The organism is Paraburkholderia sejongensis (genome assembly GCF_020880815.1).
GTDB classification, from domain to species: Bacteria; Pseudomonadota; Gammaproteobacteria; order Burkholderiales; family Burkholderiaceae; genus Paraburkholderia; species Paraburkholderia sejongensis.
On sequence record NZ_JAJITD010000006.1, the window covers coordinates 57638 to 82589 of the forward strand.

The window sequence follows — 24952 nt, forward strand, 5'->3', positions numbered from 1 at the left end:
CCATGCGGTTTCTTTGCCGATCATTGCGGCTCGGTCATTGCGGTTTGGCCGTTGCAGCCTGTTCGTTATCCGCGCCGGCCGCGGCGGAAGCCGACGCCCCCGCAGCCACGGCCGCCGGATGACGCGGATCGTGCAACAGATCCGCCGACCACCCGCCGCCCAGATCGCCGAACAAAGACGCCGCATGCAGCAGCCGCGACTCCTGCACGTTCAGCGCGGTTTGCCGGATGTTCAGTTGGGCCGCCTGCGCGGTTGCGACCGTCGTGAAATCGACGGTGCCGGCCTGGTACTCGTCGAACGCGATCTGCGCGCCGCGGTCCGCGTCGCGCACCGCCGCGTCGAGCACGTCGGCCTGCTCGGCGAGAATCCGCAAGCCCGACAGATCGTCCTCGACGTTCTGGAACGCGGCCAGCACCGTGCCGCGATAGTTCGCGACCGTCGCGTCGTAGGCGGCTTTCGCGGCGTCCACATCCGCGCTGCGCAGCCCGCCGTCGAACAACGTCTGGGTCGCGCTGCCGCCGAGCGACCACACGTAGTTCGCGGCCTTCAACAAGCCGTTCAGCGGCGACTGCGTGAAGCCGAGCGCGCCCGAGATCGAAATGTCCGGGTAATACGCGGCCACCGCGACGCCGATCGCCGCGTTCTGCGCGGCCATCTTGCGCTCGGCGGCGGCGATGTCGGGGCGGCGTTCGAGCAGCGTCGACGGCACGCCGGCCGGCACCACAGGCAACGCCGGCATCGCGGTGCTGTGCGTGATCGACAGCTCCTCCGGGTTCTTGCCGACCAGCACCGCGATCGCGTGCGCGTACTGCGCACGGGCGACGCCGAGCGCGATCAGATTGGACTTCGCGGTATTGAGCTGATTGCGCGCGGTGATCACGTCGGCCGGCGAGATCGTGCCCGCGCGGTCCTGCTCGCTGACCACATCCAGATAGTGCTGATACGCTTCGACCGTTCTTTGCAGCAGGTCGATGTTCGCGTCGGTGGTGCGCAGTTCGATGATCGCGGTCGCGAGCGCGACCTGCTCGGAGAGCGTCGCGTTCGCGAGCGTCGCTTCGGTGGCCTGCGCGGTCGCCGCGTTTTCCTCGACCGTGCGACGCACCTGCCCCCACAGATCGGGCGCCCAGTCCACACTGCCTTCGAGCGAGCCGGCGTTGACGATGCGCGCGCTCGTGCCGTTCAGGAAGCTGCCGGACGAGCTGACCGAACCGCTGCTCGCGCGTTCGCGCGTGGCCGAGCCGGTCACGCCGATGGTCGGAAACAGGCTCGCGTGCGCGACCCGCACTTCGGCGAGCGCTTGCTGATAGTTCGCATAGTCCGCGCGCACCGTCTGGTTCGATACCGCGACCAGCGGTTCGAGTTCGTCGATCAGCGGATCGTTGAACGCGGTCCACCACGTGCCCTTCGGCGCGGCCGCGTTCGGTTCGGCGCGGGTCCAGCCCGGCAGCTCCGAATACGTTGCCGGCACGCGTACCTGCGGCCGGTGATAGTCGGGGCCGACCATGCAGCCCGCGTTCAATATCGCGAGCAACGCGACGGCGAGCGTCGAGGCCGAAACCGGTGACACCGGTAAGCCCGGCCGTATCGATCGTTCAAACAGATTCTTCATCGTCATGCCTTCGTATCCGGTTGTCCCGGCCTCGCGCCGCGGTTCCAGCGCAGCCGCGCGGACCATCGGACCAGCCGCGCGCGCAGGCGGTCGAGGTACAGGTAAATCACCGGCGTCGTGTAGAGCGTGAACAGCTGGCTCACGATCAGCCCGCCCATCACGGTGATCCCGAGCGGCTCGCGCAGCGAACCGCCCTGACCGACGCCGAGCGCGAGCGGCACCGCGCCGAGCACGGCCGCGAACGTCGTCATCATGATCGGCCGTAGCCGGATCAGCGCGGCTTCGTGAATCGCGTCCCGCGCCGGCATGCTTTGCTCGCGCTGCAACTGGATCGCGACGTCGACCATCATGATGCCGTTTTTCTTCACGATGCCGATCAGCAGAATCACGCCGATCAACGCGATCACCGAGAACGGCGTGCCGAAAATCAGCAGCGCGAGCGTCGCGCCGATAAACGCGGACGGCAGCGTCGACAGAATCGTCAGCGGATGGATCGAACTTTCGTACAGCACGCCGAGCACGATATAGACGACGCCGAGCGCGGCGAGAATCAGCAGCGGCACGGTGCCCATCGATTGCGAAAATGCCGCCGCCGCGCCCGCGAACGAACCGTGGATGCTCGCCGGCACGCCGAGTTCGCGGATCGTGTCGTCGATCGTCTTGCCCGCCTCGCTCAGCGTGCCGCCGGCCGGCAGGTTGAACGAGATCGTCGCGGCGACCAGCCCGCTCTGGTGGTTCACCTGGGTCGCCGTGTGGCTGTTCGTGTACGACGCGAGCACCGACAACGGCACCATCGTTTCGGCCGCCGTACTATCGGCGCTGCCGGTCGAGCTGCCGCCCTTGCTGTTGGCGATCGCGTTGTTGGTCGCATTCGACTGCGCGTTCGCGTTGCGCGAGTTGGTGTTCGCGTTGGTGCTCCCCTTGCTGCTCGCGGTCGAACCGGTCGCGCCCGATACCGTGCCGCCCGGCATCTGCGTGGCCGCGGTGCCGGCCGGATTGCCCGACGCGGTGCTCAGATAGATCTGGCTCAATGACTGCGGATACTGCCAGTACTCGGGTGCCAGCTCCATCACGACGAAGTACTGATTCAGCGGGTTGTAGATCGTCGACACGGTGCGCTGGCCGAACGCGTCGTACAGCACGTTGTCGATCTGGTTCGGCGCGAAACCGTAGCGCGCGGCCGTCGCGCGATTGATCTTCACGTAGGTCTGCAAACCGTTCTGTTCCAGATCGGAATTCACGTCGAGCAATTGGCCATGCTGCTTCGACAGCGCGGCGACCAGCTTCGGCGTCCACTTGAACAGCGCGGCCGCATCGTCGCTGGTCAGCGTGTACTGATACTCGGCCGCCGACTGCCGGCCGCCGATCCGCAAATCCTGCTGCGCCTGCAAAAAGAGCCGCGCGCCCGATACCTCGTCGAGCTTCGGCCGCAGCCGGTTGACGACTTCGGTGGCGGTTGCGTGCCGCTCATCGAGCGGTTTGAGTTCGATAAACACGCTCGCGGTATTGAGCGCGCGGCCGCCGGTAAAGCCCGCGACCGACTGCACCGCCGGATCGCGCTGCACGATCGCCTGCAATTGCGCGAGCTTTTTCTGCATCGCCGGAAACGAGATGCTCTGGTCGGCGATGATCTGGCCGATCAGAATGCCGGTGTCCTGCTCCGGGAAGAAGGTGGCCGGCACCAGCTTCAGCAGGAACACGTTGCCGACCAGCAGCGCGAACAGCAGCACGATCACCGCCAGCGAATGATCGAGCACCGCCGTCAGCGAACGCGCGTACATGTTCTTGAAGCGGTCGAACTGATGCTCGACCCAGCGCGCCCACCGCGCCTTCGAGTGGCCCGCATCGTTGCGGCTCAGCAGGTATGCGCACATCGCCGGCGTGACCGTCAGCGAGATCACCAGCGAAATCATGATCGCGATCGACAGCGTGATCGCGAACTCGTGAAACAGCAGGCCGAGGATGCCCGGCATCATGATGATCGGCAGGAACACCGCGATCAGCGACAGGCTCATCGAGATCACCGTGAAGCCGACCTCGCCCGCGCCCTTGATCGCAGCCTCCTTCGGACTCAAGCCGAGTTCGATGTGACGCACGACGTTTTCCAGCACCACGACCGCGTCGTCGACCACGAAGCCGGTGCCGATCGTCAGCGCCATCAGCGACAGATTGTCGATGCTATAGCCGAGCAGATACATCGGCCCGAAGCTGCCGACGATCGACAGCGGCAACGCGACCGCCGGCACCAGCGTCGCGCTCGGCGACTGCAGAAAAATGAACACGACGCCGACCACCAGCAGCACCGCGATGAACAGCGTGCGCTCGGTATCGCCGACCGATGCGCGCACCGACTCCGAGCGGTCGATCGCAACGCCGACGTGAATCGTGCTCGGCAGCGTCGCCTCGATCGCCGGCAGCACGTTGCGGATCTGCGCAACCGTGCTGACCACATTGCTGCCCGGCGTCGGATAGACGATCACGAGGATCGCCGACTTGCCGTTGAACAGCCCCGCATTGCGGATGTTTTCGTTCGAGTCGCGCACCTGGGCGACATCGCGCAACTGCACCGGCGCGCCGTCGCGGTACGCGATCACCAGATCGCGATACGGCGCCGCGTGCGTGATCTGATCGTTCGACGTGACCACGTAGCGCTGCTCGCCGACATCCAGATGCCCCTTCGCACTGTTCGCGTTGGCCGCGCCGATCGCCGCGCGCACGTCTTCGAGGCCGATCCCATAGCTGTTCAGCTTGCCCGGCTGCAACTCGACCCGCACGCTGGGCAGCGCACCGCCGCCCAGCGTGATCTGGCCGACGCCCTTGACCTGCGATAGCTGCTGCTGGATCACCGAATCGGCGGAGTCGTACAACTGCGCTTTGGTCAGCGTGTCGGACGTCAGCGACAGCACCATGATCGGCGCGTCGGCCGGGTTGTACTGGCGATAGGAAGGATTACTGCGCAGTGTGGTCGGCAGATCGGCGCGCGCGGCCTGGATCGCCGCCTCGACATCGCGCGCGGCGCCGTTGATGTCGCGATTGATGCCGAACAGCACGACGACCAGCGACGAGCCGACGCTGTTGATCGAAGTCAGCTCCTGCACGTCGGCGATCGTGCCGAGGCGCCGTTCGAGCGGCTCGGCCACCGTCGCCGCCATGATCTCGGGGCTCGCGCCGGCCATGTTCGCCTGCACGACGATCACCGGAAACGCGATGTTCGGCAGCGGCGCGACCGGCATGCGGAAATACGCGAGCGTGCCGGAGATCAGGATCGCGATGGCCAGCAGCGTGGTCGCGACCGGCCGCCGGATGAAGAGCGCCGGGATGTTCACCGCGCGCCCTCCGGGTGGTCGTCATTGCCGCCGCTGCCCGCGTTGCGCTGCGCGCGCCAACGCTTCACGCGCGCGGCCATCCGGTCGAAGAACAGATAGATCACCGGCGTCGTGAACAGCGTCAGCATCTGGCTCAGCGTCAGACCGCCGATGATCGCGAGGCCCAGCGGCCGTCGCAGTTCGGAGCCCGTGCCGGTGCCGAGCAGCATCGGCAGCGCGCCGAGCATCGCCGCGAGCGTGGTCATCAGGATCGGCCGGAAGCGCAGCAGCGACGCCTCGAAGATCGCGTCGCGCGGCGCCTTGCCGTGATTGCGTTCGGCGTCGAGCGCGAAGTCGACCATCATGATCGCGTTCTTCTTGACGATGCCGATCAGCAGCACGATGCCGATGATGCCGATCACGTCGAGGTCCATTCCCGCGAGCATCAGCGCGAGCAGCGCGCCGATGCCGGCCGACGGCAGCGTCGACAGGATCGTGACCGGATGGATGAAGCTTTCGTACAACACCCCGAGCACGATATAGACGGCGACCAGCGCGGCGATCAGCAGATAGACCTCGCTGGACAGCGAATCCTCGAACGCAGCGGTCGCGCCTTGCAGCGACGACGTGATCGACGGCGGCAGATTGACCGCCTGCTCGGCCGCGTGAATCTCGCGGACCGCGGTGCTCAGCGATGCGCCCTTCGCGAGATTGAACGACACCGTCACCGATGGAAACTGCGCGAGATGGCTGATCACCAGCGGCGCCTTTCTGATCTCGATCTTCGCGATCCCCGACAGCGGCACCTGGCCGCTGCTGCTGGTTTGACTCGGCAGATACAGATTGCCGATCGACTGCACGGTCGGCATCGTCTCCGGCTTCGCGACCAGAATCACCCGGTACTGATTCGACTGCTCGAAGATCGTCGACACGATGCGCTGGCCGAGCGCGTCGTACAGCGCGTTATCGATCGTCGCCAGCGTGATGCCGAAGCGCGCCGCCAGTTGCCGGTTCACTTCGACGTGCACGCTCAGGCCATCGGTATCGAGGTCGCTGTGCACGTCTTCGAGCGCGGCAATCCGCTTCAGCCGCTCGACCAGTTCCGGCACGTACTTCTGGAACGCCTGCTGGCTCGGCCCGCGCAGCACGAAACTGTACTGGTTCGGCGACACCGTGGTGTCGAGCGTCAAATCCTGCTCGGGCTGCATGAACAGCTTCACGCCGGGCACGTGCGCGACTTCCTGTTGCAGACGGCGGGCGACTTCCTGCGCGGAGTCGGAGCGCTGGTCGCGATCGCGCAGATTGATCAGGAAGCGGCCATTGTTCAGCGTCGCGTTGATCCCGTCGATGCCCACGTACGACGTGAGCGACACCACGTCCGGGTCCTTCAGCACCGCGTCGGCGAGCGCGCTCTGCCGCTTGACCATCGCCGCATACGATACCGAATTGTCGGCCACGCTGATCCCTTCGATCACGCCGACATCCTGGACCGGAAACAGCCCCTTCGGAATCACCACGTAGAGGATGCCGGTCAGCACCACGGTGAGGACCGCGACCGCGAGCGTCAGCGGCTGATGATCGAGCACCCACTCGAGGCCGCGCTTGTACGCGGCGAGCGTCTTGTCGAACAGCCCCTCGCTGATGCGCTCGAAGCGGCTCGGATGACGCTCGGCCTGCGCGCGCAACATTCGCGCGCACAGCATCGGCACCACGGTCAGCGAAACAACCGCCGAGATCACGATCGTGACCGCGAGCGTCACCGCGAATTCGCTGAACAGCCGGCCGATCACGCCGCCCATGAACAGCAGCGGAATCAGCACCGCGATCAGCGATACGGTCAGCGACAAAATCGTGAAGCCGATCTGCCCGGCGCCTTCGAGCGCGGCTTCGAGCGGCGTCATCCCCTCCTCCAGATAGCGGACGATGTTCTCGATCATCACGATCGAATCGTCGACCACGAAGCCGGTCGCGATGATCAGCGCCATCAGCGACAGGTTGTCGATCGAGTAATTGAGCTGGTACATCACCGCGAGCGTGCCGATCAGCGAGACCGGCACCGATACGCTCGGAATCAGCGTGGCCGGCACGTTGCGCAGGAATACGAAGATCACGGCGACCACCAGCACGATCGCGAGGATCAGTTCGAACGCGGCGTCGGCGACCGACGCGCGGATCACGCCGGTGCTGTCCGACACCACGGTCACTTTCATGCCGGCCGGCAGCGTCGCTTCGAGTTGCGGCAACTGCTTTTTGATCTGGCTGACCGTCTGGATCACGTTCGCGCCGGGCTGACGCTGCACGTTCAGCACGATCGCCGGCTCGCCGTTGTACCAGGCGCCGCGCTCGACGTCCTGGGCCGCCTGGCTCACGCGCGCGACGTCGCGCATGAACACCGGCGAGCCGTTCTGATACGCGATCACCGTGTCCAGGTAGTCCTTGGGATCGGTGATCTGGTCGTTGCCGTTGATCGTGTAGTCGAGATCGGGGCCGTCGAAGTTGCCCTTCGGCTGACTCACGTTCACGTAGCTGAGCAGCGTGCGCAGATCGTCGATATTCAGGCCATATGCGGCGAGCTTGTGCGGGTCCGCTTCGACGCGGATCGCCGGCACGTTGCCGCCGCTGGTCGTGACGACGCCGACGCCGGCCACTTGCGAAATCTTCGTGCCGAGGCGATTGTTGGCGACGTCCTGCAACTGCGTGAGCGACATCGACTTCGACGTGATCGCGAGCGTGAGGATCGGCTGGTCGGCCGGATTGACCTTCGCATAGGTCGGCGGCGCGGGCAGACCCGACGGCAGAAAACTGTTCGACGCGTTGATCGCCTGCTGCACGTTCTGCTCGGCGATATCCAGGTTCAGCGACAGATCGAACTGCAGCGTGATCACCGATGCGCCGTCCGAGCTATACGACGTCATCTGCTGCAAACCGGGGATCTGGCCTAGCTGCACTTCGAGCGGCGCGGTCACGGTGGTGGCCATCACCGTCGGGCTCGCGCCCGGATAGAAGGTCTGCACCTGAATGGTCGGATAGTCGACGTTCGGCAGCGACGACACCGGCAGCACGCGCATCGCGATCAGACCGACCAGCACCATCGCGATCATCAGCAGCAGCGTCGCGACCGGTCGGAGAATGAACAGACGGGAGATGTTCATCGGCGCGGCGGTCCGTTACGACGCCGCGGCTGCGGAGGCGGGCGCGGCTGCCGAGGTGGGCGCCGCGGCTGCGGGGGCCGAAGCGGGCTGCGGATGCGCCGGCTGAATCTTCGCACCGTCGCTCAGACGGTCGGTGCCGTCTGTCACCACTTCGTTGCCGGCCGCGAGGCCCGACAGGATCACCGTGTTTTTGCCATCGCTCGGGCCGAGCCTGACCTTATGCACGGACACCGTGCTGTTCGGATTGACCAGGTAGACGAAGTCGCCCGGCGCGCCGGTCTGCACCGCGGCGGTCGGCACCAGCACCGCGTTCTGCATCGTGTCGACCAGCAGCTTCACGTTGACGAACTCGTTCGGGAACAGCGCTTCGTCGTCGTTCGCGAAAGTCGCGCGCAGCGTCACGGTGCCGGTCGCGGTGGCCATCTGGTTGCTGACCGCGTACAGCGTGCCGGTCGCGATCTCGCGCACGTTGTCGCTCGAATAGGCGGTCACCGGCAGCTTCGCGCCGGCGTTCAGGCGCTGCACGATCGACGCGAGCGAGTCCTGCGGCACCGTGAACTGCACCGTGGTCGGCTTGACCGTGGTGATCACGACGATGCCGGTCGTCGACGACGCGGTCACGTAGTTGCCCGGATCGACGAGCCGCAATCCGACCTTGCCGGCGATCGGCGCGGTGATCCGGCAATAGGCGAGATTGAGGTCGTATTGCGCGATATTGGCGAGATCGGCCTTGACCGCCGCCTCGTCCTGCTGCACGAGGAACTGCTGGTCCGCGAAAGTCTGCTGCGCGATCGACTTGTGCTCGTTCAACTGCGTATAGCGTTCAAGATCGGCGCGGGCCTGCGCGAGCGACGCGCGGTCTTTCGCGAGCGTTGCCTGCGCCTGCTGCTTGCTGATCTGATATTGACGCGGATCGATCTGCGCGAGGAACTGGCCTTTCTGCACCTCCTGGCCTTCGTGATAGCCGACTTCGGTCAGGTAGCCGCTCAGTTGCGGCAGCACGGTGACGGTCGCGGTCGGCGTGACGGTGCCGAGTTCGCTGAGCGTGACGGGCATCGAACCGAGCGTCGCGCGGGTGACGGTGACGACGATCGGCGCGCTCTCGTGGGTGGGCTTCTTGCGCGTCAGCAGATGAACCACGACCACGGCGATCAGCACCAGCAGAATCAACGCGAAGACGATGAGCCCGCGTCGGGAGCGCTTCGGCGGCGGGGACACGGTTTCGCTCATGGTGTACTCCGGATACAGATAGTTATGTTGATGTTCGGCTGCGGCGTCGTCCTGTGGCGGGACTGCGCAAACTTGCCATGGTTCGCGCGGGTTGTCATCAGGCGATGCTTGCCGGATTAATTGTTGGCAAAACGAAAGGTTTATGGCGCGGTTTTATCACTGCCGGAATGGCGTCAATGTAACCGGCTTGCGGCGGGCTTGAGTTACAGGTGTGAAACATGTGGGGGGGTTGGGAAAAGGCAGTGTTTGGAGGGGTGCGGAGTGGAGACGGATTGAGGTGAGGCGATCGGTGCAAGCGATGGTAAGGCGGGTGTCTTGTTCGATGCGCCGGGAGGGGCAAGCGTCGAAACGTCCATTCCGTTAGAGAAGATCTGCCGCACCAGCACTGTTCGGCTCACTGGCGTGACGTCATTACAGCTTTGCATCTGCTGACTTTCGCTCGCCAGCAGCGGGAGTATCGCGGTAGAGGATGGCGCGATTCAGTCGAATTTCTTCCAATCTGGTTTCCGGTACTGCGGCAACGAAATCCAAAAAACGCCCTATTCCTTATGGGCGAACGCCCTGCTACTGCCGGGCGCCGTTTTATCGAGATAAACCGCGCGCCTTACGGAGACCAAATTGGCTTAGGACAAGTGACACCCGAAAATCATCCTTCGCCCATTTAATCCATCCGGGCTAATTGTTAGCTTTTCCGCTCCCCATAAATGGAGAGCGATTCGGATGTCTTATCAAGATGATTCAGACGGCCTGCGGATAGTGCTGAGCGCGCCGCAATTGGCCGCGGTGTTGGCCCGTCAGTCGATTAGCCAGACAGAGATGCTGACCAACCGGCTTTGGGGCGGGTTACAGGTGGTCGGCGGTGTTCTTGAGATGGTCGGTGCGGCGGCGCTGTGTGTGCTGCCCGAACCGACGATGGCAAGCAAGGCCGGTTGCATCGTGTTCGGTGCGCATGGCTCGGATGCCGCGGCCACAGGTTTGCGGCAGGTGTGGACCGGGTACGACACCCTCTCACTCACGCAGCAGGGCACCAGCAAGCTGGCTCAGGCCATGAAGGCCGGGCCGGAGATGGCGAACCATATCGCCGTCTCACTCGATCTGATGGTGCCGTTCGGATTTGCGGGGTCTATCAAGGCTGCGCGGGCGGCCAGTATTACGCGCGGCCGGATCGATCTGCAGATGCATGAGGCGAAGGCCGCGCAGCCGAAGCTCGGTGGGCATACACTTCTAAAGCATGTTGGGAAGGATGAGGCTTGGCTTCGGGACCGTCTAAGACGCGAGCCATTTCGAAGAGTCGTATCCTCTTTTACAACCGTTGAGCAGGCGGAGCGTGCCATCTCGGAAACCTTGCGTGCCAATGCAGCATTCATTGAGACATGGGCACGGTCACCAAATCGAAAAAATATAGAGAAAGTGAGTAAGGTCGTTCCAGGAGACATCGGATACGGAGTGACGCGTTCAACCGGAAAACTTACACGAATGAACAAAGTTTTTGTTGCGTTGAAATACGAAACCTACAACGGCATGCCGTATTACATTCTCACCGCCTACATCGAATGAGCAAGAAATGAAATCATCAGATCTCTATCCAGAAATGGACCACATGTTTAGCATTTATTTCGGCCAGGACTCCGATTTGTTCGGGGCAAGCGTCCCTGAAATTGTGGCGTGCTACAAGAAGGACTCACCTCACCATTGCGCAAGCCTGATTCGCGAAATCGACTCGTTCAGGAGCCAGCACCCGAATGACCTGGCCAGCGCATTCGAAGAGACGTATTTGCGCTCGTTTCGACCCGAGCCTTGGGGGTACACGGTCACGTCCTTTCTCGACGAGATACAGCGCCAATTGCGCAAATAATCAACCGATCCGATTGGACTAGCTCCTTGATTCTCAAGACACGAGGCCCCTCTTTAATAAGGTGTAGCCTTGTGACTAGTTTCAAGCCCAGGCAAATTATGGAAAGCATTGAAGTTCTGACCGAGCCGGAGCGTCGTCGGCGTTCGGTCCAGGAGAAAGTGGCCATCGTGCAGGAAAGCTTGGAGCCGGGAGCAACGGTATCGGCCGTTGCCCGTCGGCCCGGGTGAACCTAAACTAGGTGTTTGCGTGGCGCAAGCAATACGAGGCCTTCATCGAGTGATGGAATAATGGATTCTCTAGCGTGCCATCCAGAAATGGATCAGTTTTTTTGCACTTACTTCAGCCAGGACTTCGACCTGTTCGGCGAGACAGTCCGGGAAATCGTCGAGTGCTACAAGTTTGATTGTCCTCACCACTATAAAAATCTCATCGGTGAGTTGGAGTCGTTCAGGAGCGACCACGCTGACGATCTCAGCACTGCATTCATGCCGTTCCGGCATGGCTTCCATCCGGAAGGGTGGGGTTACACAATCGCTACATTCTTCGACGAGATACAGAGTGTCCTGAAAGAATGACAACTTGACTGCTGCATTTGATCGCAATGCGTTTTAACTCTTCAAGCCGCTACCCGCAGATGGACAATCTGTTCGAAATATATTTCGGCCAGGACTTCGACATCTTTGGCGAAACAGTTCCGGAAATTGTCGCTCGTTACAAGAAAGACTTCCGCCATCACTATCAAAAGTTGATTCGCGAGATAGACCTGTTCAGGAATCGCCATCCGAATGACCTGGATACGGCATTCCATCAGAGGTATTGGCGCCACTTCTCTGCGGAGCCGTGGGGCTACACTACCGTTTCTTTCCTTGAAGAAGTACAACGCCTTTTGCGCGAGTGAACACTCGTCTCGCTTTATGGCGATAGATTAGTAGAGTCACCTACCACCTCGAATGAGAGAAAAATGAATTCTTCAACGAAATATCCAGCGATGGAGCACTTTTTTTCTATCTATTTCGGTCAAGACTTTGACATATTTGGGTCAACTGTTCCGGAGATTGTCGCTTGCTACAAGCAGGACTCTCCGCATCGATATCCGAACTTGCTCCGCGAATTAGAGCTATTTCGACGCGCTCACTCAGGTGATCTGGACGCCGCGTTTATACCTTTCCGGCACGGCTTTCGTCCGGAGGGGTGGGGTTACACGGTTGCCTCGTTCCTCGACGAAGTACAACGCGTCCTGAATGAGTGAAGCCCGTGCCGGTACGCCTTCAATCGCGTGCTTCGCTTCCGCCGCCCCCCTTCCCACACCCGTCACAATCCCCCGCTATCATCCGAGCGCAGCTTTCTCGCCCTCTCGCCGTCACTCCCGCCCACCGCCATTACCGATGTCCATCACCGTCAATTTTCCCGCCGAAGTACGCGACTGGATCGCCGCCAACCTGACACGCGGCGTCGCGCCGCAAGCGATCGTCAACGAGATGGTCAGCCGCAACAGCGCGCCGGAGTTGGCGTCGGCGATGGTCGAAGCGGTTTCCGCATCGTTCCTGTACGCCGCGCCGTTGCCCGGCGACAAGCTCGAAGTCGGCGCCCCCCCGCTCAGCTATCAGCCGGACGCGCTGCGCGTGCCCGACGGTCCGTTGATCCAGCTCGGCGAACGCAAGGTGCGCGTGCTGTCGCGACTGCAACGTCCGGCCGCCGTGCATCTCGCCAATTTCCTGAGCGCCGAAGAATGCGAGCAGCTGATCGCGCTCGCGCAGCCGCGCCTCGATCGCTCGACGGTGGTCGACCCGGTGACGGGACGCAACGTGGTCGCCGGTCATCGCAGTAGTCACGGGATGTTCTTCCGGCTCGGCGAGACAGCGTTGATCGCGCGGCTCGAAGCACGCATTGCCGAGTTGACCGGTACGCCGGTCGAGAATGGCGAAGGGTTACAAATGCTGCACTACGAGGAAGGCGCGGAGTCGACTCCGCATGTCGATTATCTGGCCACCGGCAATGAAGCCAACCGTGAATCGATTGCGCGTAGCGGGCAACGGATGGGAACGTTGCTGATGTACCTGAACGATGTCGAAAGTGGCGGCGAAACGGTGTTTCCGCAGCTCGGCTGGGCGGTCACGCCGCAGCGCGGGCATGCGCTGTATTTCGAATACGGCAATCGCTTCGGCTTGTGCGATCCGGGTTCGCTGCACGCGAGCACGCCGCTGCGCGCCGGGGACAAGTGGGTCGCTACCAAGTGGATTCGGACGCGACGGTTCGTGGCGCGAAATCACGGGTAGGGTCAGCGATACTTGCCGAGCGGAAAACGAAGACGGGAATGGAGCGGGAAGAATGCCGGCGCATCGATACGCCGTTGCAAAAGCGCGGTGGTGCCCATGGGCAGGATCGAACTGCCGACCTCTCCCTTACCAAGGGAGTGCTCTACCACTGAGCCACATGGGCGTCGCGTTGACGACGTAATACTGGAGCGGGAGACGAGGCTCGAACTCGCGACCTCAACCTTGGCAAGGTTGCGCTCTACCAACTGAGCTACTCCCGCTTTGTCTGGCTCCCCGACCTGGGCTCGAACCAGGGACCTACGGATTAACAGTCCGGCGCTCTACCGACTGAGCTATCGGGGATCATGCTTTGTGAAGCGGACCGGATTGTACAACATCGCTCGGGAAAATTGTCGCGTCCCTCGACAGCGATGTCGCGTCGATCAATGGCTGCGCGGCGCCAGCTCGCGCAGCGCCCGCACACTCAGCGCTGAAACACCTCGTCGGCGACCCACCCTTCCGAAGTCAGGTGCACCCCTTCGCGCAACTGCATGGTCCCTGCGCCGTCGATCACACGCTTGACCATCGGAAACACCCGCTGCGCGTCCGGATCTTTGGCCCACCCAGCCGGCTCGATCTTGTACGTATAAACAACGGAAGTCACCGTCTTGCCGTCCATCTGCATCGGCCGCTCCCACCCGACAACCTTATCGAGCTTGAGCGTCGCCGCACAAAAATCCGCCGGGTGCGTCACCCGCGAAGTAGCCGTAGCGACAACCTCGGGAATCTGCAGGTAGTACTTCTTCCCTTCATCGGTCAACTGATACTGCCGCGCAGCAGCTGTGATCTTCTTGCCGTCGCCATCGACCCGCTCGACCATCATGTCCTTGCCCGTCACCAACCCGAGCTTCTCGAGCACCGGCATCTGAATCGCATCGCGCGTGCGTTTGGCCTGATCTTCAGTCGTCGTATAGATAGGCCAATCGTATTTGGCGAGACATAGATGCCCGCGCTTACCAAGATAATCGTTGATCGTGGCAGTGAAGTTTTCCTGATTAGCGTCCTGGCTCCTGTCGTGGCAGCCAGCCGCAAGCGTCAGTGCAAGCAGGGAAAGCGCGCCGCCTGCAAGGCGGATGGCGGTGGAACGTCGAATCATGATGTTATTGCTCGATTGAATAATGAGGTTCTCGAAAATATCCCGTATCACGCGCGGTGCGCGGTCAGTTCACGCAAGCGCCGCTAGTGGGCTGCGTCGCCGGCACCTGATAACCATCGCTCAGCGTGTTCAGAAAGCACACCAGATCCGCGATGTTCTGCTGCGTGAGTTGCGGCGTCGAATGGAACGCGCGCGGCTTCGCACCGTCGGCCGCGGTCGTGCCGCCCGCATCGGTCTGCCCTTGCCCCATCGGCAATTCTTCGTCGATATTGCCCTGATACGCTGCCGGCAAATCGTTGAAGCTCGTCACCGTCGCGCCCGATGCATAGGTCGGGAACAGCGCATACGACGGATTCTGCGTGGTCTGACTGCTATCGCCGCCGCTGCTCGGATACCAGTACTCGGGATTGGTATCGCGGGTGTTATAGAAATTGAGCACCTGCGTGAGCGAGTGGAACACGCCGTTATGGAAGAACGCGGTACGCGTCGCGACGTTACGCAAGGTCGGCACCTTGAATCGGCCGCAATACGGGTCGGGCACGTTCACGCCGGTAAACGAATTGGGACCGCCGCCGCTATTGGCGGTGCCCGGTGGATGGATCGTGTTGAACGGACCGCACAGACCCATGTCGTAGTACGCGCTATTCGTATTGCTCGGGATCGGGTCCGGGTTGTCCGGAATCGATGCGTCGTTACGCGGTGCGCCGATCGCCTGGTACGTGAAGTCGGTCATCAAGCCGACCGAGCCGTTGAAGTTCGCGCCCGCGTAATGGCAGGCCACGCAGCCGGCTCCCTTGTCGGTGTCGTTGAATAGTTGCAGACCGCGCAACTCCGCCGCCGTCAGCGTGCCGCCCACCTTGTTCGATTCGTACAGATCGAACTTGCTCGAATACGGCGCAAAGCTCGGCTCTTCTATCTGATAGGCCTGCAACGCGAGGCCGATATCGTTGAACGCGGCATCGGCGTTCGAGAACACATCCGCGCCGAACGCCTGCTTGAACAGCGTCGCATACGAACCGTTCTTCACCGCGTCGACCACGGCAGCCTGCGACGGGCTGTTCATCTCGACCGGATTGAGCAGCGGCAGCGCGGCCTGGGTCGCGAGCGTGGTCGCGCGGCCGTCCCACATGAAGCCGCCGCCGGGCGCGTTTTGCGTGATGCCGTCGGGGTTGTCGGCAATGTCGTTGTACGCGGGCGTCATCGACTTATAGCGCAGCGAAGGCACCGCACGCTGGCCCGCCAACGACGGATCCGAGCCGAGCTGCACCGCCAGGCTGTTCGGCGGCCCATACGCGTATTGCGGGTTGTGGCAGGTCGCGCACGCCATGTTCCTGTTGCCCGACAGGTTCTGGTCGAAGAACAGCTGTTTGCCGACTTGCGCGGCCGCGCTCAGCGTGACCGTCGCCGGCGGCGCGACACTGCTGGCGCCGCCGTTGCCCGACGCGCTCTGGTTCGAAGCATTACCGCTGTCGCCGCCACCGCCGCCGCCGCACGCGGTCAATATCACAGAGAGCGCGCACAGCACGCCGAGGGAAAGTTTTCGCATGTCGATCTGTATCGCTCAATCCGATTGCCGCGCGGTCCTGGCTGGGCCCTTCGACTACGAGGGCCTGGCTAACCGCAAGTACCGCTAAGGCCGCGCGGCGATCGGACGAATGGAATTGAAAACTGCCGGACCGCACGAAAAGCGGTCCGGCAGAAAGCACTCAAATAGCAGTGAAATAGTGGTTCAGCACCTGCTAGCACCTGGCTGCGGACAACGCGGCGCACCGCGTCGCCCGCCTGCACGCCGGCCTGTTACTTCTTCGCCGACTTCAGCGCCCAGACGTTGGTCTGGGTCGCGTCCGGGCCGGGGCCACGCGAAGCCAGCGACGTGCTGGTCACGTCGACCGTGTTCAGCTTCTGCGTGTAGGTCGCCGGTGTCACGTACGCGTGGTTCATCGGACGCACGGAGTCGAAGTGCGTATCCGCGCTGCCCGCCAGTTCCGGCAGATTCGCGATGTTGCTCGCGATGAACGATTCGCTGTACTTCGCACGCGCGAGGTACGTGTACGGTTGCGCCGGGTCGGCCACCTGGAACATGTCCTGCAGCGTGCGCACGAACGAGAAGTGGCTGTACTCGTCGCTATCCACGACGTTCGGGTTCGCCTGGTTGGTCGCGACGCCGAACACCGAGTTGCCGTGACCGTGGTTGCCTTGGTTGTACAGCGTCGTCGTGACCGGCGAGTACTTACCGTTCGCATACGTCAGCGGCGCCTGGTTCACATTCGACGTGACCGGGTTCCAGCCGCAGCACGAGGTCGAGCTGCCCTCGCCTTCGTCGAACATCACGACGATCGCGACCTTGCGGTTCGGGTTGGTCCAGATCGGCGATGCCTGGATCTTCGCCACCACCTGACGCACGTAGTCGTCGCCGCGTTGGACGATCGCGGTGCTGCCGCCCGCGCACGACGGATCGGAGCCGGTGCCGTGCATGTCGTCGCACTGGTCGGGCATGATGAAGTTCAGGTTGCCGACGTCGCCGGTTGCGAGGTCGGTGCTGAACTGATCGTAGTTGTAGCCCGCCGGGATCGGGTAATCCTTCGAGTTCGCGAGTACCGATGCCGGGTACTGCGTGCCGAAGATCGTGCGGTTGTTCGCGTAGAACTCGGGCAGATTGCGTGCCGTCTGATACGGGATTGCCGGGCTATGCTTGGTCTTGTACAGCGCGCCAGGCAGCGGGTAGGCCGTGCCGTTCGAGCCCGGACCCGTGTAGGCCGCCGAGATCGTGCTCTCCGCGATGCTGTCAGCACGCGGATCCTGACCCGGGTTCATCGACTCGCTATAGGTACGCCACGTCATGCCCGCTTGCGACAGCAGCGTGAACAGGTTCGGTGCCTGGATGTTGTGGTTCGCGATCGCGCCGGTCGACGAACACGATGCGCTCGTGTAATTCGTCAGGTGCGAGTTGTCGGTCGGCGGCAGTGCGCCGACCGCGACGAGCGGCTGACCGTCGGACGCGGTGCCGCCTGCGAAGACCTTGTCGGTCGGTGCATTCGCGCCGGTCGTGCCCGCGCCGCAGCCCCACCAGTTGTCATCGACGATACCCCAGTCGTCACCGCCGCCGAGTGCCGTGTAGTTCGGCTCGCTCGGGTTGCCGGTCGAGTAGTAGGTCGTGAACTGGTTGTTGGCCGTCAGGAACTGGTTGATGTACGGCGCGTTGCTCGAGTCGAGAATACCCGGCGTGCCCGGCACCGGACCCACGCTGTGGTTCTCGAGCATGATCACGAACACGTTGTCGTAACGCGGAATGCCTTCCACGTTGAACGCGGCCTGCTGCGCCTGCGCGAACGTGATCGGCGCCTGCGTCTGGCTCGACTTCACTGCTGTCAGCGCGGTCACGCCCGAGGCGCCGACCAGCGCCGGATCGCCGCCGCTCACCGCGAGGTTGTCCGGGTACATGTCGCCGCGATCGAGCTTGGTCGTCGCGTACGTGTAGCGGTTCGTCAACTGGTTGTCTTCGAACAGCAGCGCTTGCTGTTCGGCGCCCGACAGCTTGTTCACATCGGCGAGCACGTCGCTCGCGCTGACCGTGACCGACGACGCGCCCAGCGCCGCGACGCTCATGCGCGACGCGAGGTTGGCTTTTTCGGTTGCATAGTCGGTGCCGTTGGCTTCGACGAGTCGTTGCACTTCGCTCGACATCGGGCTGATCACGACGCTCGTCGCGCCCTGGTCGGCCACTTGCGCGGCCGAAGCGCGCAGGATCATGTGGCTCGCGACCGCCGCGCCGCTCGCGGTGTTGGTCGCCTTGGTGCTGACGTCGGCGATCAGTTGGCCCTTTACCGTCGATTGCAGCGAGAAGTGCCCGTTGCTGTCGGTCGTCGCGCTCGGCTCGCCCGAATCGCACACGCCGTTGCCGTTCGCGTCGATGCACACCGTCGCGCCCGAGTAGTAGCCGGCCTTGATCGTCGGGTTGCCGGAAGTGCTGCCCGCCACAAACGACGATGCGCTCACCACGCCCGAGTACGTCGGGGCCGCGGCTGTCGGGCTCGGGTTGGATGCGTGATCGTCGTTACCGCCGCACGCTGCGAGGACGCAGGCAGCGGCGATCGACGTAAGGAATAGAGTGCTGCGTGGAGCTGGACTGACCGACATTGTGGGACCCCTGTTGGTGGAGATGCGACTTTTTTCCGCCCTGACGGAACTAATCAGTGTTTTTAAGCAGCGGGATTATCGAAGGGGCATGTTTGTTTTTTATGACATATAACTCTGACTGAGCATTTTTCTTATCATTTGTTTGCGGCGCCTGGCCGGATGCGTGCGGTCCCGCTCTGATTTATTAATTGATTCAGATCTGTCACGGAATTGAAATATTCGATCGATATTCGCGCGCGATCGCTGCCGGGCAAGGCGGTCCCACTCTGTTCAATTTGTTTATTTACGATTTCCTGACGGAAATTTTATTTTGAAAGTAATTCGAAATAACTGCAGGTGATTGCCAATCGGTCAGCGGAATCAGGATATGCGCACGAAAGGCAATTGTTATTTAACCGATGTATTTGCGCTTGCGCTGGCTGATGGCGTAGCCGGACCAACGTGTCGTACGAGCGTCCATAGTCGAGCTACCCACGCGGTCGTCGTTTTGCGCTACGTGCGGCGTGCCCCGACCAGCTCGGCACGACCACGGCACGCGATTTCATTCGGGGTTTCGGCCGCCGGGAACGGGGTGGAATCAGCAAGGGTGACGATAAGCGCGAGGACATCGACTATGCGTTCAACGTCCGGCTGGAGTCGGCGCGCCTTTCGCGCTTGGGAGCGTTAAACGGTTTCATTGGATCCTGACACACAAATTAGGTGTCTTCATTGGTCGAACTATTCCCGGCGTTGGTTGGGTCATGCTTTCGAGCGACGTCTATCAGATCGTCTATCATACGGTTTCGAAATATAACCGGGTGGTTAGGCCCGAAGACAGGGTTTTCTGATGTCACATCCCTCATGGGAAAATCTCGAATCGTTTATCAGAAAAGAAGCGGGTATGTCGTCGAAGCCAATCGGACTCGACATGTCTGTGGTGTATGACCTAGGTCAGGAAGGTGACGACGCCGACACTTTCATGACACGATTTTTCGAAGAATTCGGAATTGATGAAGGTGACTACAAATTCGAAAAGTATTTTTTTATGGAAGGTGAGGGATTCGTTTATCACCTGATCCAAAAATACCTTTTCAGAAGGCCCCATTCAACAAAGAGAGAACCGTTAACCGTTAGAATGCTTCGCGATGCGATGATTCAGGGAAGATGGGATTCTAAAATTCTATCGATGAAACGTCAGTAGTCGTTGAAAGGCCGTGCGAAGTCGCGCGGCCTTTTTAATTCTCCATCGGTACGGCACCGCATACACCGTGTGGCACAAAGGTTTTCTTCGAGACGGCGCAACGCCCGAAGTTAGAAGGTGTCGCAACGCCGCCAACCCTCATCAGACAACATTTAACTTAGCCGCGACCGACGCTCCGATCCGGAACGGCGATTTTGGCGTTTTCCCGGGTAAACACCGTATGTACAGCGTCAACCCCGCTTTATAAAATTGTAAGTCATCGTACAACTAACCGCTTTGAGACACCCGATAATGAAAACGAAATTTGCTTCCGCTCGTCTCCCGGCGCTTATCGCCGCCTCCCTGCTCACATTCGGCGCCGCCGGCTCGGCCCAGGCGCGCGTGTTCCGCTGCGCCGACGTGCACGGCGACACCTACCCGACCAACATGGCGGTGAAGTTCATGGGCGAGCAGATCAACAAGGCGACCGGTGGCAAGGATTCCGTGAAGGTGTTCGGCAACAGCGCGCTCGGTTCGGAGAACGACACGATCGACCAGGTCCGGATCGGCGCGCTCGACATGACGCGCGCCAACGGCGCGGCGTTCAACGAAATCGTGCCGGAATCGATGATCCCGTCGCTGCCGTTCCTGTTCCGCGACGTCGACCATTTCCGCAAGGTGATGTACGGCCCGGAAGGCCAGAAGATCCTCGACGCGTTCACCGCTAAGGGCATGGTCGCACTGACGTTCTACGAGAGCGGCGCGCGTTCGATGTACGCGAAGAAGCCGATCAAGTCGCCGGCCGACATGAAGGGTCTGAAAGTGCGCGTGCAGCCGTCGGACCTGATGGTCGACGAAATCCGCGCGATGGGCGGCGTGCCGACGCCGATGCCGACCGCCGAGGTTTACACGGCTCTGAAGACGGGCATCGTCGACGGCGCGGAAAACAATCTGCCGACCTATGACGAAGGTAAGCACTTCGAAGTGGCTCAGGTGTACTCGGAAACCCAGCATTCGATGACGCCGGAAGTGCTGGTGTTCTCGAAGAAGATCTGGGACAAACTCTCGCCCGAAGAGCAGCAGATCATCAAGAAGGCCGCGGCCGACTCGGTGCCCTACTACCAGAAGCTGTGGACCGCGCGCGAAGCCGACGCGAAGAAGGTTGTCACCACGGGTGGCGCGACGATCGTCAGCGCTTCGCAGATCGATCGTCCGGCGTTCGTGAAGGCAATGCAGCCGGTGTGGGTGAAGTACGAAAAGACCCCGCAGATGAAGCAGCTCGCCGACGAAATCCAGGCAGTCAAGTAAGCCGTCGGAAAGTGACGCGGTAATAGCGGGCGGGCCGGCCGGCCCGCTCACCCGCTCACCCGCTCACTCGTGCAGCGCCAACCCCTTCACTGTCTTGTCGACCGCCTTTTTAGGCCCGTGCACCGCCAGTCCCACCAGATCCAGATTCGCCGCATCCTCGGCGCGAAACGCCTCGCGATTGGCCGCGTCGTGACCGGTCGAAAACATCGCGTGCACGTACGGCACGATCCTGACATCGCGTGACAGTGCCTGCCGATGCGCGGCCTGCAAGCCCGAGCGGTCGGCGGTGAACACCATCATCGGCTGGCCGAGCATGCGGCCGTAGCGATGCCCGGCGGCATCCTCGTACGGCTCGCCCAGCGCGTCAGGCGCCGCTGCCGCGACGCCGGTCGCGAGAAACGCGACCACATTGAGTTTTTGCCAGACCGCCAGATCGCCGCGCACGATCAGCGCCACTTTGGTATCGAACATGATGACTCCTCGTTGAGGCGCTCATCATCGACTACGCGCGGCATTCAGTCTGGAACGTTTGTGCACATGCGCCGGTAGGCGGCCGGCGTGATCCGGTACGCGCGCCGGAACCAGCGGCCCAAATGACTCTGGTCGGCGAAGCCGACTTCGGCTGCGACCTGCGCCGGCGTGCGGCCGCTCGCCAGCAACCGACGCGCGGCGCGCAACCGCAGACGGACCAGATACGCATGCGGCGAGCTGCCGAACGCGCGCTGAAACAGCCGCGTCAACCGGAACCGGTCGATGCCGGCGGCGTCCGCGAGTTCGTCGAGTCCCAGGTTGCCGTCCATCTGCTCGTGCAGCAGATCGCGCACGCGCGCGATCGCCGGCGGTGCGGCGAGCCCTGCCGGCGCCGGCGGCTCGCGCAGTTGCGCGCCGAGCTGCAGCAGCAGGCGGTCGAGCGCCTGATCGCGCGCGAGCCGGCCGTCGTCGCAGTAGATCGCGGCACACGCCTGGCGGATCGTCTCGACGAGCGCGCGGTCGTCGACGAGAGTCTGGCCGAACGCGGCCTCGACGCCGCGAAGTCCCGGCAGATCGAGGCGGCGCGCCGCGCGCTCGACCCACGCTTGCGGCAGATACAGCATCGCGTAGGTAAAGCCGGCCGCCTCGGGCGCGTGGCCGTCGTGCAGCGCGCCGGGCTCGATCAGGATCGCGCGGCCCGGCACGCTCGTATGCAGCAACCGATGACACTGAAAGCGCTGCACGCCCTGCTCGGTGTAGCCGATCAACATATCGTCGTGATCGTGCGGATCGTACGCATGGCCGCTGAAATGCGCGCGCAGGCTTTCGATGCCGGTTTCCGGGTCGCGTCGCGCGATCAGCCAGTGATCGGGCGAGTCGCAAGTCGCGGGCGTGCTGGTCATGGAGATGGAATGCGCGTGGCGCGCGTCAGATGTGACTGCGGCTAGTGTACGGCACCGGCACGCGGGTCGCGATGGACGCGATGGACGCGATGGACGCGATGGACGCGGTAATGACAAAGCGGCTTCGTCCAACGTGCGCCGGGGTTGCGCCCACCCGGAATTCACACGTCGGCCGAGGCCGCTTTGTTTGTTCGCTGCGTTCTTTGCTGCGTTCTTTGCTGCGCTCGGCTGCTGCCGTTGCTTGCTGTTTTCAGTCGCCGCGATCGCTCGCCGCTTCGTCAGCCATCCTCAGAACTGCTCGATCCAGGTCGCGAGACGATCGGCGGCAAAATCGGCCTTCGGCTGCGTGGCGCTGAACGCGATCGCGTCACCCGAGCGTGCCGCCTCCAGTGCAACGCCGTTACCGTCCAGCCACAGCAAGCCTGCCAGCCACACCGCGTGCTCGCTCGGCACCGCCTTGTCGCCCGCTTGCGCGAGAAACTCGGCCAATGCCGCCGGTTCGTTCCACACGAAACCCTCGCCATCGGCCCGCACGTCGAGACCCGCTTCCGCGAGCGTCGCGACCAGCGTCGCAACCGCGTTGCCGGCCGCCGGATTCGGGTGCCGGTTGCGCAGCCCCGCCAGCTGGCTGGCGACCTGATGACCGAACGCGCCGCTGCGTGCGCTCTCGGCGCCGACCAGATCGGAGTAGTCCTGCAGCAGCCAGTCCGGCTCGGCGTTCTGGGCGTCGGCGAGCGCCGCCGCGGCAAGATAGGTTTCCACCGGCTGGAAGCGCTCGGTGCCGAGCAGCGTCGCGGCCAGCGAGCGCACCAGACCGATACGCGTCGCGACCGTCTGCTTCTGCAGCACGCCGAGCTTCTCGCGCAGCAACTGGTCGCGCTCCTTGCGCAGATCGGCCAGTTCCAGCGCCTGTTTCAGCTCCATGCGCAGCGCGGTGATGTCCCACGGCTTCTTGATGTAGCGGTGGATATGACCCAGGTTGACGGCCGCCACGGTCTGATCGATTTCCGAGTAGGCGGTGGTCAGAATCCGCACGATATGCGGATAGCGCTCGCTCGCGTAGCGGAGCAATTCGTTGCCGAATTCGCCCGGCATGCGCTGGTCGGAGACGAGAACTCCGACCCGGTCGCCGTGCGCGTCCAGTAGAGCCTTGCCTTCTTCCACCGAGCCGCCAGTCAGGACCGGCGCCAGGCTTCCGATCGCACGCTGGAAGTACTTCACGGCCGTGGCTTCGTCATCGACGAAAATGATCGCCGGCATCGAGTCCTGGTTGGCATTTGCTTCGTTCATCAACAACTCCTGTGCGTTTGACCTTTGATATGGGGGAAATCCAGCACTACGGTGGTGCCTCCCCCGGGCGTGGACTCGATCTCGAGTCCGCCGCCACAGGACTGCATGACCCGGTTGCATAAAATCAGGCCCAAGCCATTACCCCCGGATTTAGCGTGTGTGGTAATCGGGTCCGTGAGCAGACGGGCTTTGATTTCCGGCGGAATGCCCGGACCGTTGTCGCAAATCGCGATGCTCCGCGCCGGCTCCGCCGTCACGGTAAAGCGCACCGCCGGCGCGCCGGCGCCCGCGAGCGCGCGCAGCGCGTTCGACAGCAGCGACGACAACACCAGCGCCACGCAATTCGGTTGCGTCACCACCGGAAAGTCGCCGGCCACGTCGACCTGAATCCACGAGCGCTGCGCCGCGGTCAGCGGATAGGTATCGAGCAGCGCCGAAATCAGTCCGTGCGCGGTGACCTCGCTGCGCGCGTCGTCGCCCTCCGGTTGCCGGCGCCCGTTGTGCACCGAGCGCCAGAACGACGACACCACCGCCATGCAGTACTGCGCGCTCTCGCGCATCGATTTCGCGGCGCCGAGAATTTCCCCTTCCGCATCGAGCTGCACGGTGGTGCGGCCTTCGATGCTGTGTGCGTTCAATGCAATGGCCGCGAGCGGCGTATTCAGTTCGTGCGCGAGAAACGCGAGCGTTTCGTCGATCGCGATCAGGCGCTGGTTCTGCATCGCGCGCTCGTGATGCCGCTCGAACGCCAGTTGCAACGTCTCGCGCACCGCGTCCGGTCTGAGCGGCTTTTCGAGGATGCGGAACACCTCGCCGGTATTGACCGTCTGCAGCAGCATCTCGACATCCGCGTACGCGGTCACCAGAATCCGCACGATATGCGGATATTCGTGCGCGACCTGGCGCAACAGCTGACCGCCATCGCGGCCGGGCATGCGGAAATCGGTGACCAGTACCGCGATGCGCGCGTTCTCCTGGCGCAGGATCGCGATCGCTTCGTCCGCGCTCCGCGCGAGCAGCACGTCGTAATCCGCGCCGACGCTGCGCGCGAAATATTTGCACGCCAACTCTTCGTCATCGACGTAAAGAAGCGTGGGCTGGGTCTGTCGAATATCGTTCATCG

19 protein-coding genes, 3 tRNA genes and 3 pseudogenes are annotated in these 24952 nt (G+C 62.7%); 10 read left to right on the forward strand and 15 right to left on the reverse strand.

The window, feature by feature from the left end; genetic code table 11:
- Positions 1-34: 34 nt before the first annotated feature.
- Genes LJ656_RS13235 through LJ656_RS13250 form a run of 4 tightly spaced genes read right to left on the reverse strand, consistent with a single transcriptional unit; the run spans position 35 to position 9296 of the window.
- Complete coding sequence (locus tag LJ656_RS13235; RefSeq protein ID WP_230509863.1) at positions 35-1615, reverse strand: efflux transporter outer membrane subunit; 1581 nt, start codon at positions 1613-1615, stop codon at positions 35-37.
- On the reverse strand, positions 1612-4935 hold the full coding sequence (locus LJ656_RS13240; RefSeq protein ID WP_230509864.1) for an efflux RND transporter permease subunit: 3324 nt from the start codon (positions 4933-4935) through the stop codon (positions 1612-1614). The genes LJ656_RS13235 and LJ656_RS13240 overlap by 4 nt, the downstream gene beginning before the upstream one ends.
- On the reverse strand, positions 4932-8066 hold the full coding sequence (locus LJ656_RS13245; protein WP_230509865.1) for an efflux RND transporter permease subunit: 3135 nt from the start codon (positions 8064-8066) through the stop codon (positions 4932-4934). The genes LJ656_RS13240 and LJ656_RS13245 overlap by 4 nt, the downstream gene beginning before the upstream one ends.
- 15 nt (positions 8067-8081) lie before the next feature.
- On the reverse strand, positions 8082-9296 hold the full coding sequence (locus LJ656_RS13250) for an efflux RND transporter periplasmic adaptor subunit (RefSeq protein WP_230509866.1): 1215 nt from the start codon (positions 9294-9296) through the stop codon (positions 8082-8084).
- Between the two features lie 720 nt (positions 9297-10016).
- On the opposite strand from LJ656_RS13250, the gene LJ656_RS13255 reads away from it, so the two are divergent.
- The 7 genes and pseudogenes from LJ656_RS13255 (at position 10017) to LJ656_RS13285 (ending at position 13427) form a co-directional block, all read left to right on the forward strand.
- Positions 10017-10853, forward strand: a complete 837-nt coding sequence (locus tag LJ656_RS13255) for an RNase A-like domain-containing protein (RefSeq protein WP_230509867.1) — start codon at positions 10017-10019, stop codon at positions 10851-10853.
- Between the two features lie 7 nt (positions 10854-10860).
- Complete coding sequence (locus tag LJ656_RS13260) at positions 10861-11151, forward strand: contact-dependent growth inhibition system immunity protein (protein WP_230509868.1); 291 nt, start codon at positions 10861-10863, stop codon at positions 11149-11151.
- A 98-nt stretch (positions 11152-11249) separates the two neighbouring features.
- Positions 11250-11375: pseudogene (locus LJ656_RS13265) on the forward strand (transposase); the annotation flags it as partial.
- A gap of 63 nt (positions 11376-11438) precedes the next feature.
- Positions 11439-11726 carry a contact-dependent growth inhibition system immunity protein gene (locus LJ656_RS13270; RefSeq protein WP_230509869.1) on the forward strand — a complete coding sequence of 96 codons (288 nt, stop codon included), beginning with the start codon at positions 11439-11441 and terminating at the stop codon, positions 11724-11726.
- 59 nt (positions 11727-11785) lie between these two features.
- On the forward strand, positions 11786-12049 hold the full coding sequence (locus LJ656_RS13275; RefSeq protein WP_230509870.1) for a contact-dependent growth inhibition system immunity protein: 264 nt from the start codon (positions 11786-11788) through the stop codon (positions 12047-12049).
- A 90-nt stretch (positions 12050-12139) separates the two neighbouring features.
- Complete coding sequence (locus tag LJ656_RS13280) at positions 12140-12400, forward strand: contact-dependent growth inhibition system immunity protein (protein ID WP_230510178.1); 261 nt, start codon at positions 12140-12142, stop codon at positions 12398-12400.
- Between the two features lie 136 nt (positions 12401-12536).
- Positions 12537-13427 (forward strand): 2OG-Fe(II) oxygenase, encoded by an 891-nt coding sequence (locus LJ656_RS13285; RefSeq protein ID WP_230509871.1) that lies wholly within the window; start codon positions 12537-12539, stop codon positions 13425-13427.
- A gap of 88 nt (positions 13428-13515) precedes the next feature.
- On the opposite strand, the gene LJ656_RS13290 is transcribed toward LJ656_RS13285, so the two are convergent.
- From LJ656_RS13290 to LJ656_RS13320, 7 genes and pseudogenes are all read right to left on the reverse strand, one after another.
- Positions 13516-13590 (reverse strand) — tRNA-Thr (locus LJ656_RS13290).
- Between the two features lie 21 nt (positions 13591-13611).
- A tRNA-Gly gene (locus LJ656_RS13295) sits at positions 13612-13687 on the reverse strand.
- Between the two features lie 6 nt (positions 13688-13693).
- Positions 13694-13769: transfer RNA gene (locus LJ656_RS13300), tRNA-Asn, on the reverse strand.
- 121 nt (positions 13770-13890) lie between these two features.
- Complete coding sequence (locus LJ656_RS13305; protein WP_230509872.1) at positions 13891-14562, reverse strand: hypothetical protein; 672 nt, start codon at positions 14560-14562, stop codon at positions 13891-13893.
- A 64-nt stretch (positions 14563-14626) separates the two neighbouring features.
- A complete protein-coding gene (locus tag LJ656_RS13310) occupies positions 14627-16108 on the reverse strand; it encodes a cytochrome-c peroxidase (protein WP_230509873.1) in 1482 nt (493 codons plus the stop codon).
- Between the two features lie 251 nt (positions 16109-16359).
- Positions 16360-18699, reverse strand: a complete 2340-nt coding sequence (locus LJ656_RS13315; RefSeq protein WP_230509874.1) for an alkaline phosphatase family protein — start codon at positions 18697-18699, stop codon at positions 16360-16362.
- Between the two features lie 397 nt (positions 18700-19096).
- Positions 19097-19225 (reverse strand): annotated as a pseudogene (locus LJ656_RS13320) (IS5/IS1182 family transposase); the annotation flags it as partial.
- A 109-nt stretch (positions 19226-19334) separates the two neighbouring features.
- On the opposite strand from LJ656_RS13320, the pseudogene LJ656_RS35070 reads away from it, so the two are divergent.
- The 3 genes and pseudogenes from LJ656_RS35070 to LJ656_RS13330 form a co-directional block, all read left to right on the forward strand.
- Positions 19335-19526, forward strand: a pseudogene (locus LJ656_RS35070) (STM2901 family protein); the annotation flags it as partial.
- Complete coding sequence (locus tag LJ656_RS13325) at positions 19526-19879, forward strand: DUF1493 family protein (RefSeq protein WP_230509875.1); 354 nt, start codon at positions 19526-19528, stop codon at positions 19877-19879. The pseudogene LJ656_RS35070 and the gene LJ656_RS13325, both read left to right, overlap by 1 nt.
- Before the next feature lie 291 nt (positions 19880-20170).
- Positions 20171-21166: a TRAP transporter substrate-binding protein gene (locus tag LJ656_RS13330; RefSeq protein ID WP_230509876.1), complete on the forward strand. Its 996-nt coding sequence runs from the start codon at positions 20171-20173 to the stop codon at positions 21164-21166.
- 63 nt (positions 21167-21229) lie between these two features.
- Here the strand turns inward: LJ656_RS13330 and LJ656_RS13335 are convergent, their stop codons facing one another.
- The 4 genes from LJ656_RS13335 to LJ656_RS13350 all read right to left on the reverse strand — a co-directional run bounded on the left by LJ656_RS13335 (position 21230) and on the right by LJ656_RS13350 (position 24950).
- A complete protein-coding gene (locus LJ656_RS13335) occupies positions 21230-21637 on the reverse strand; it encodes a DUF2000 domain-containing protein (RefSeq protein WP_230509877.1) in 408 nt (135 codons plus the stop codon).
- A 44-nt stretch (positions 21638-21681) separates the two neighbouring features.
- Positions 21682-22539, reverse strand: a complete 858-nt coding sequence (locus tag LJ656_RS13340; protein ID WP_230509878.1) for an AraC family transcriptional regulator — start codon at positions 22537-22539, stop codon at positions 21682-21684.
- A gap of 288 nt (positions 22540-22827) precedes the next feature.
- The gene (locus tag LJ656_RS13345) at positions 22828-23829 is read right to left on the reverse strand and encodes a response regulator (RefSeq protein WP_230509879.1); all 1002 of its coding nucleotides are present in this window, start codon (positions 23827-23829) and stop codon (positions 22828-22830) included.
- The gene (locus tag LJ656_RS13350; RefSeq protein ID WP_230509880.1) at positions 23829-24950 is read right to left on the reverse strand and encodes a hybrid sensor histidine kinase/response regulator; all 1122 of its coding nucleotides are present in this window, start codon (positions 24948-24950) and stop codon (positions 23829-23831) included. Before LJ656_RS13350 ends, LJ656_RS13345 begins: the two co-directional genes overlap by 1 nt.
- Between the last annotated feature and the right edge of the window lie 2 nt (positions 24951-24952).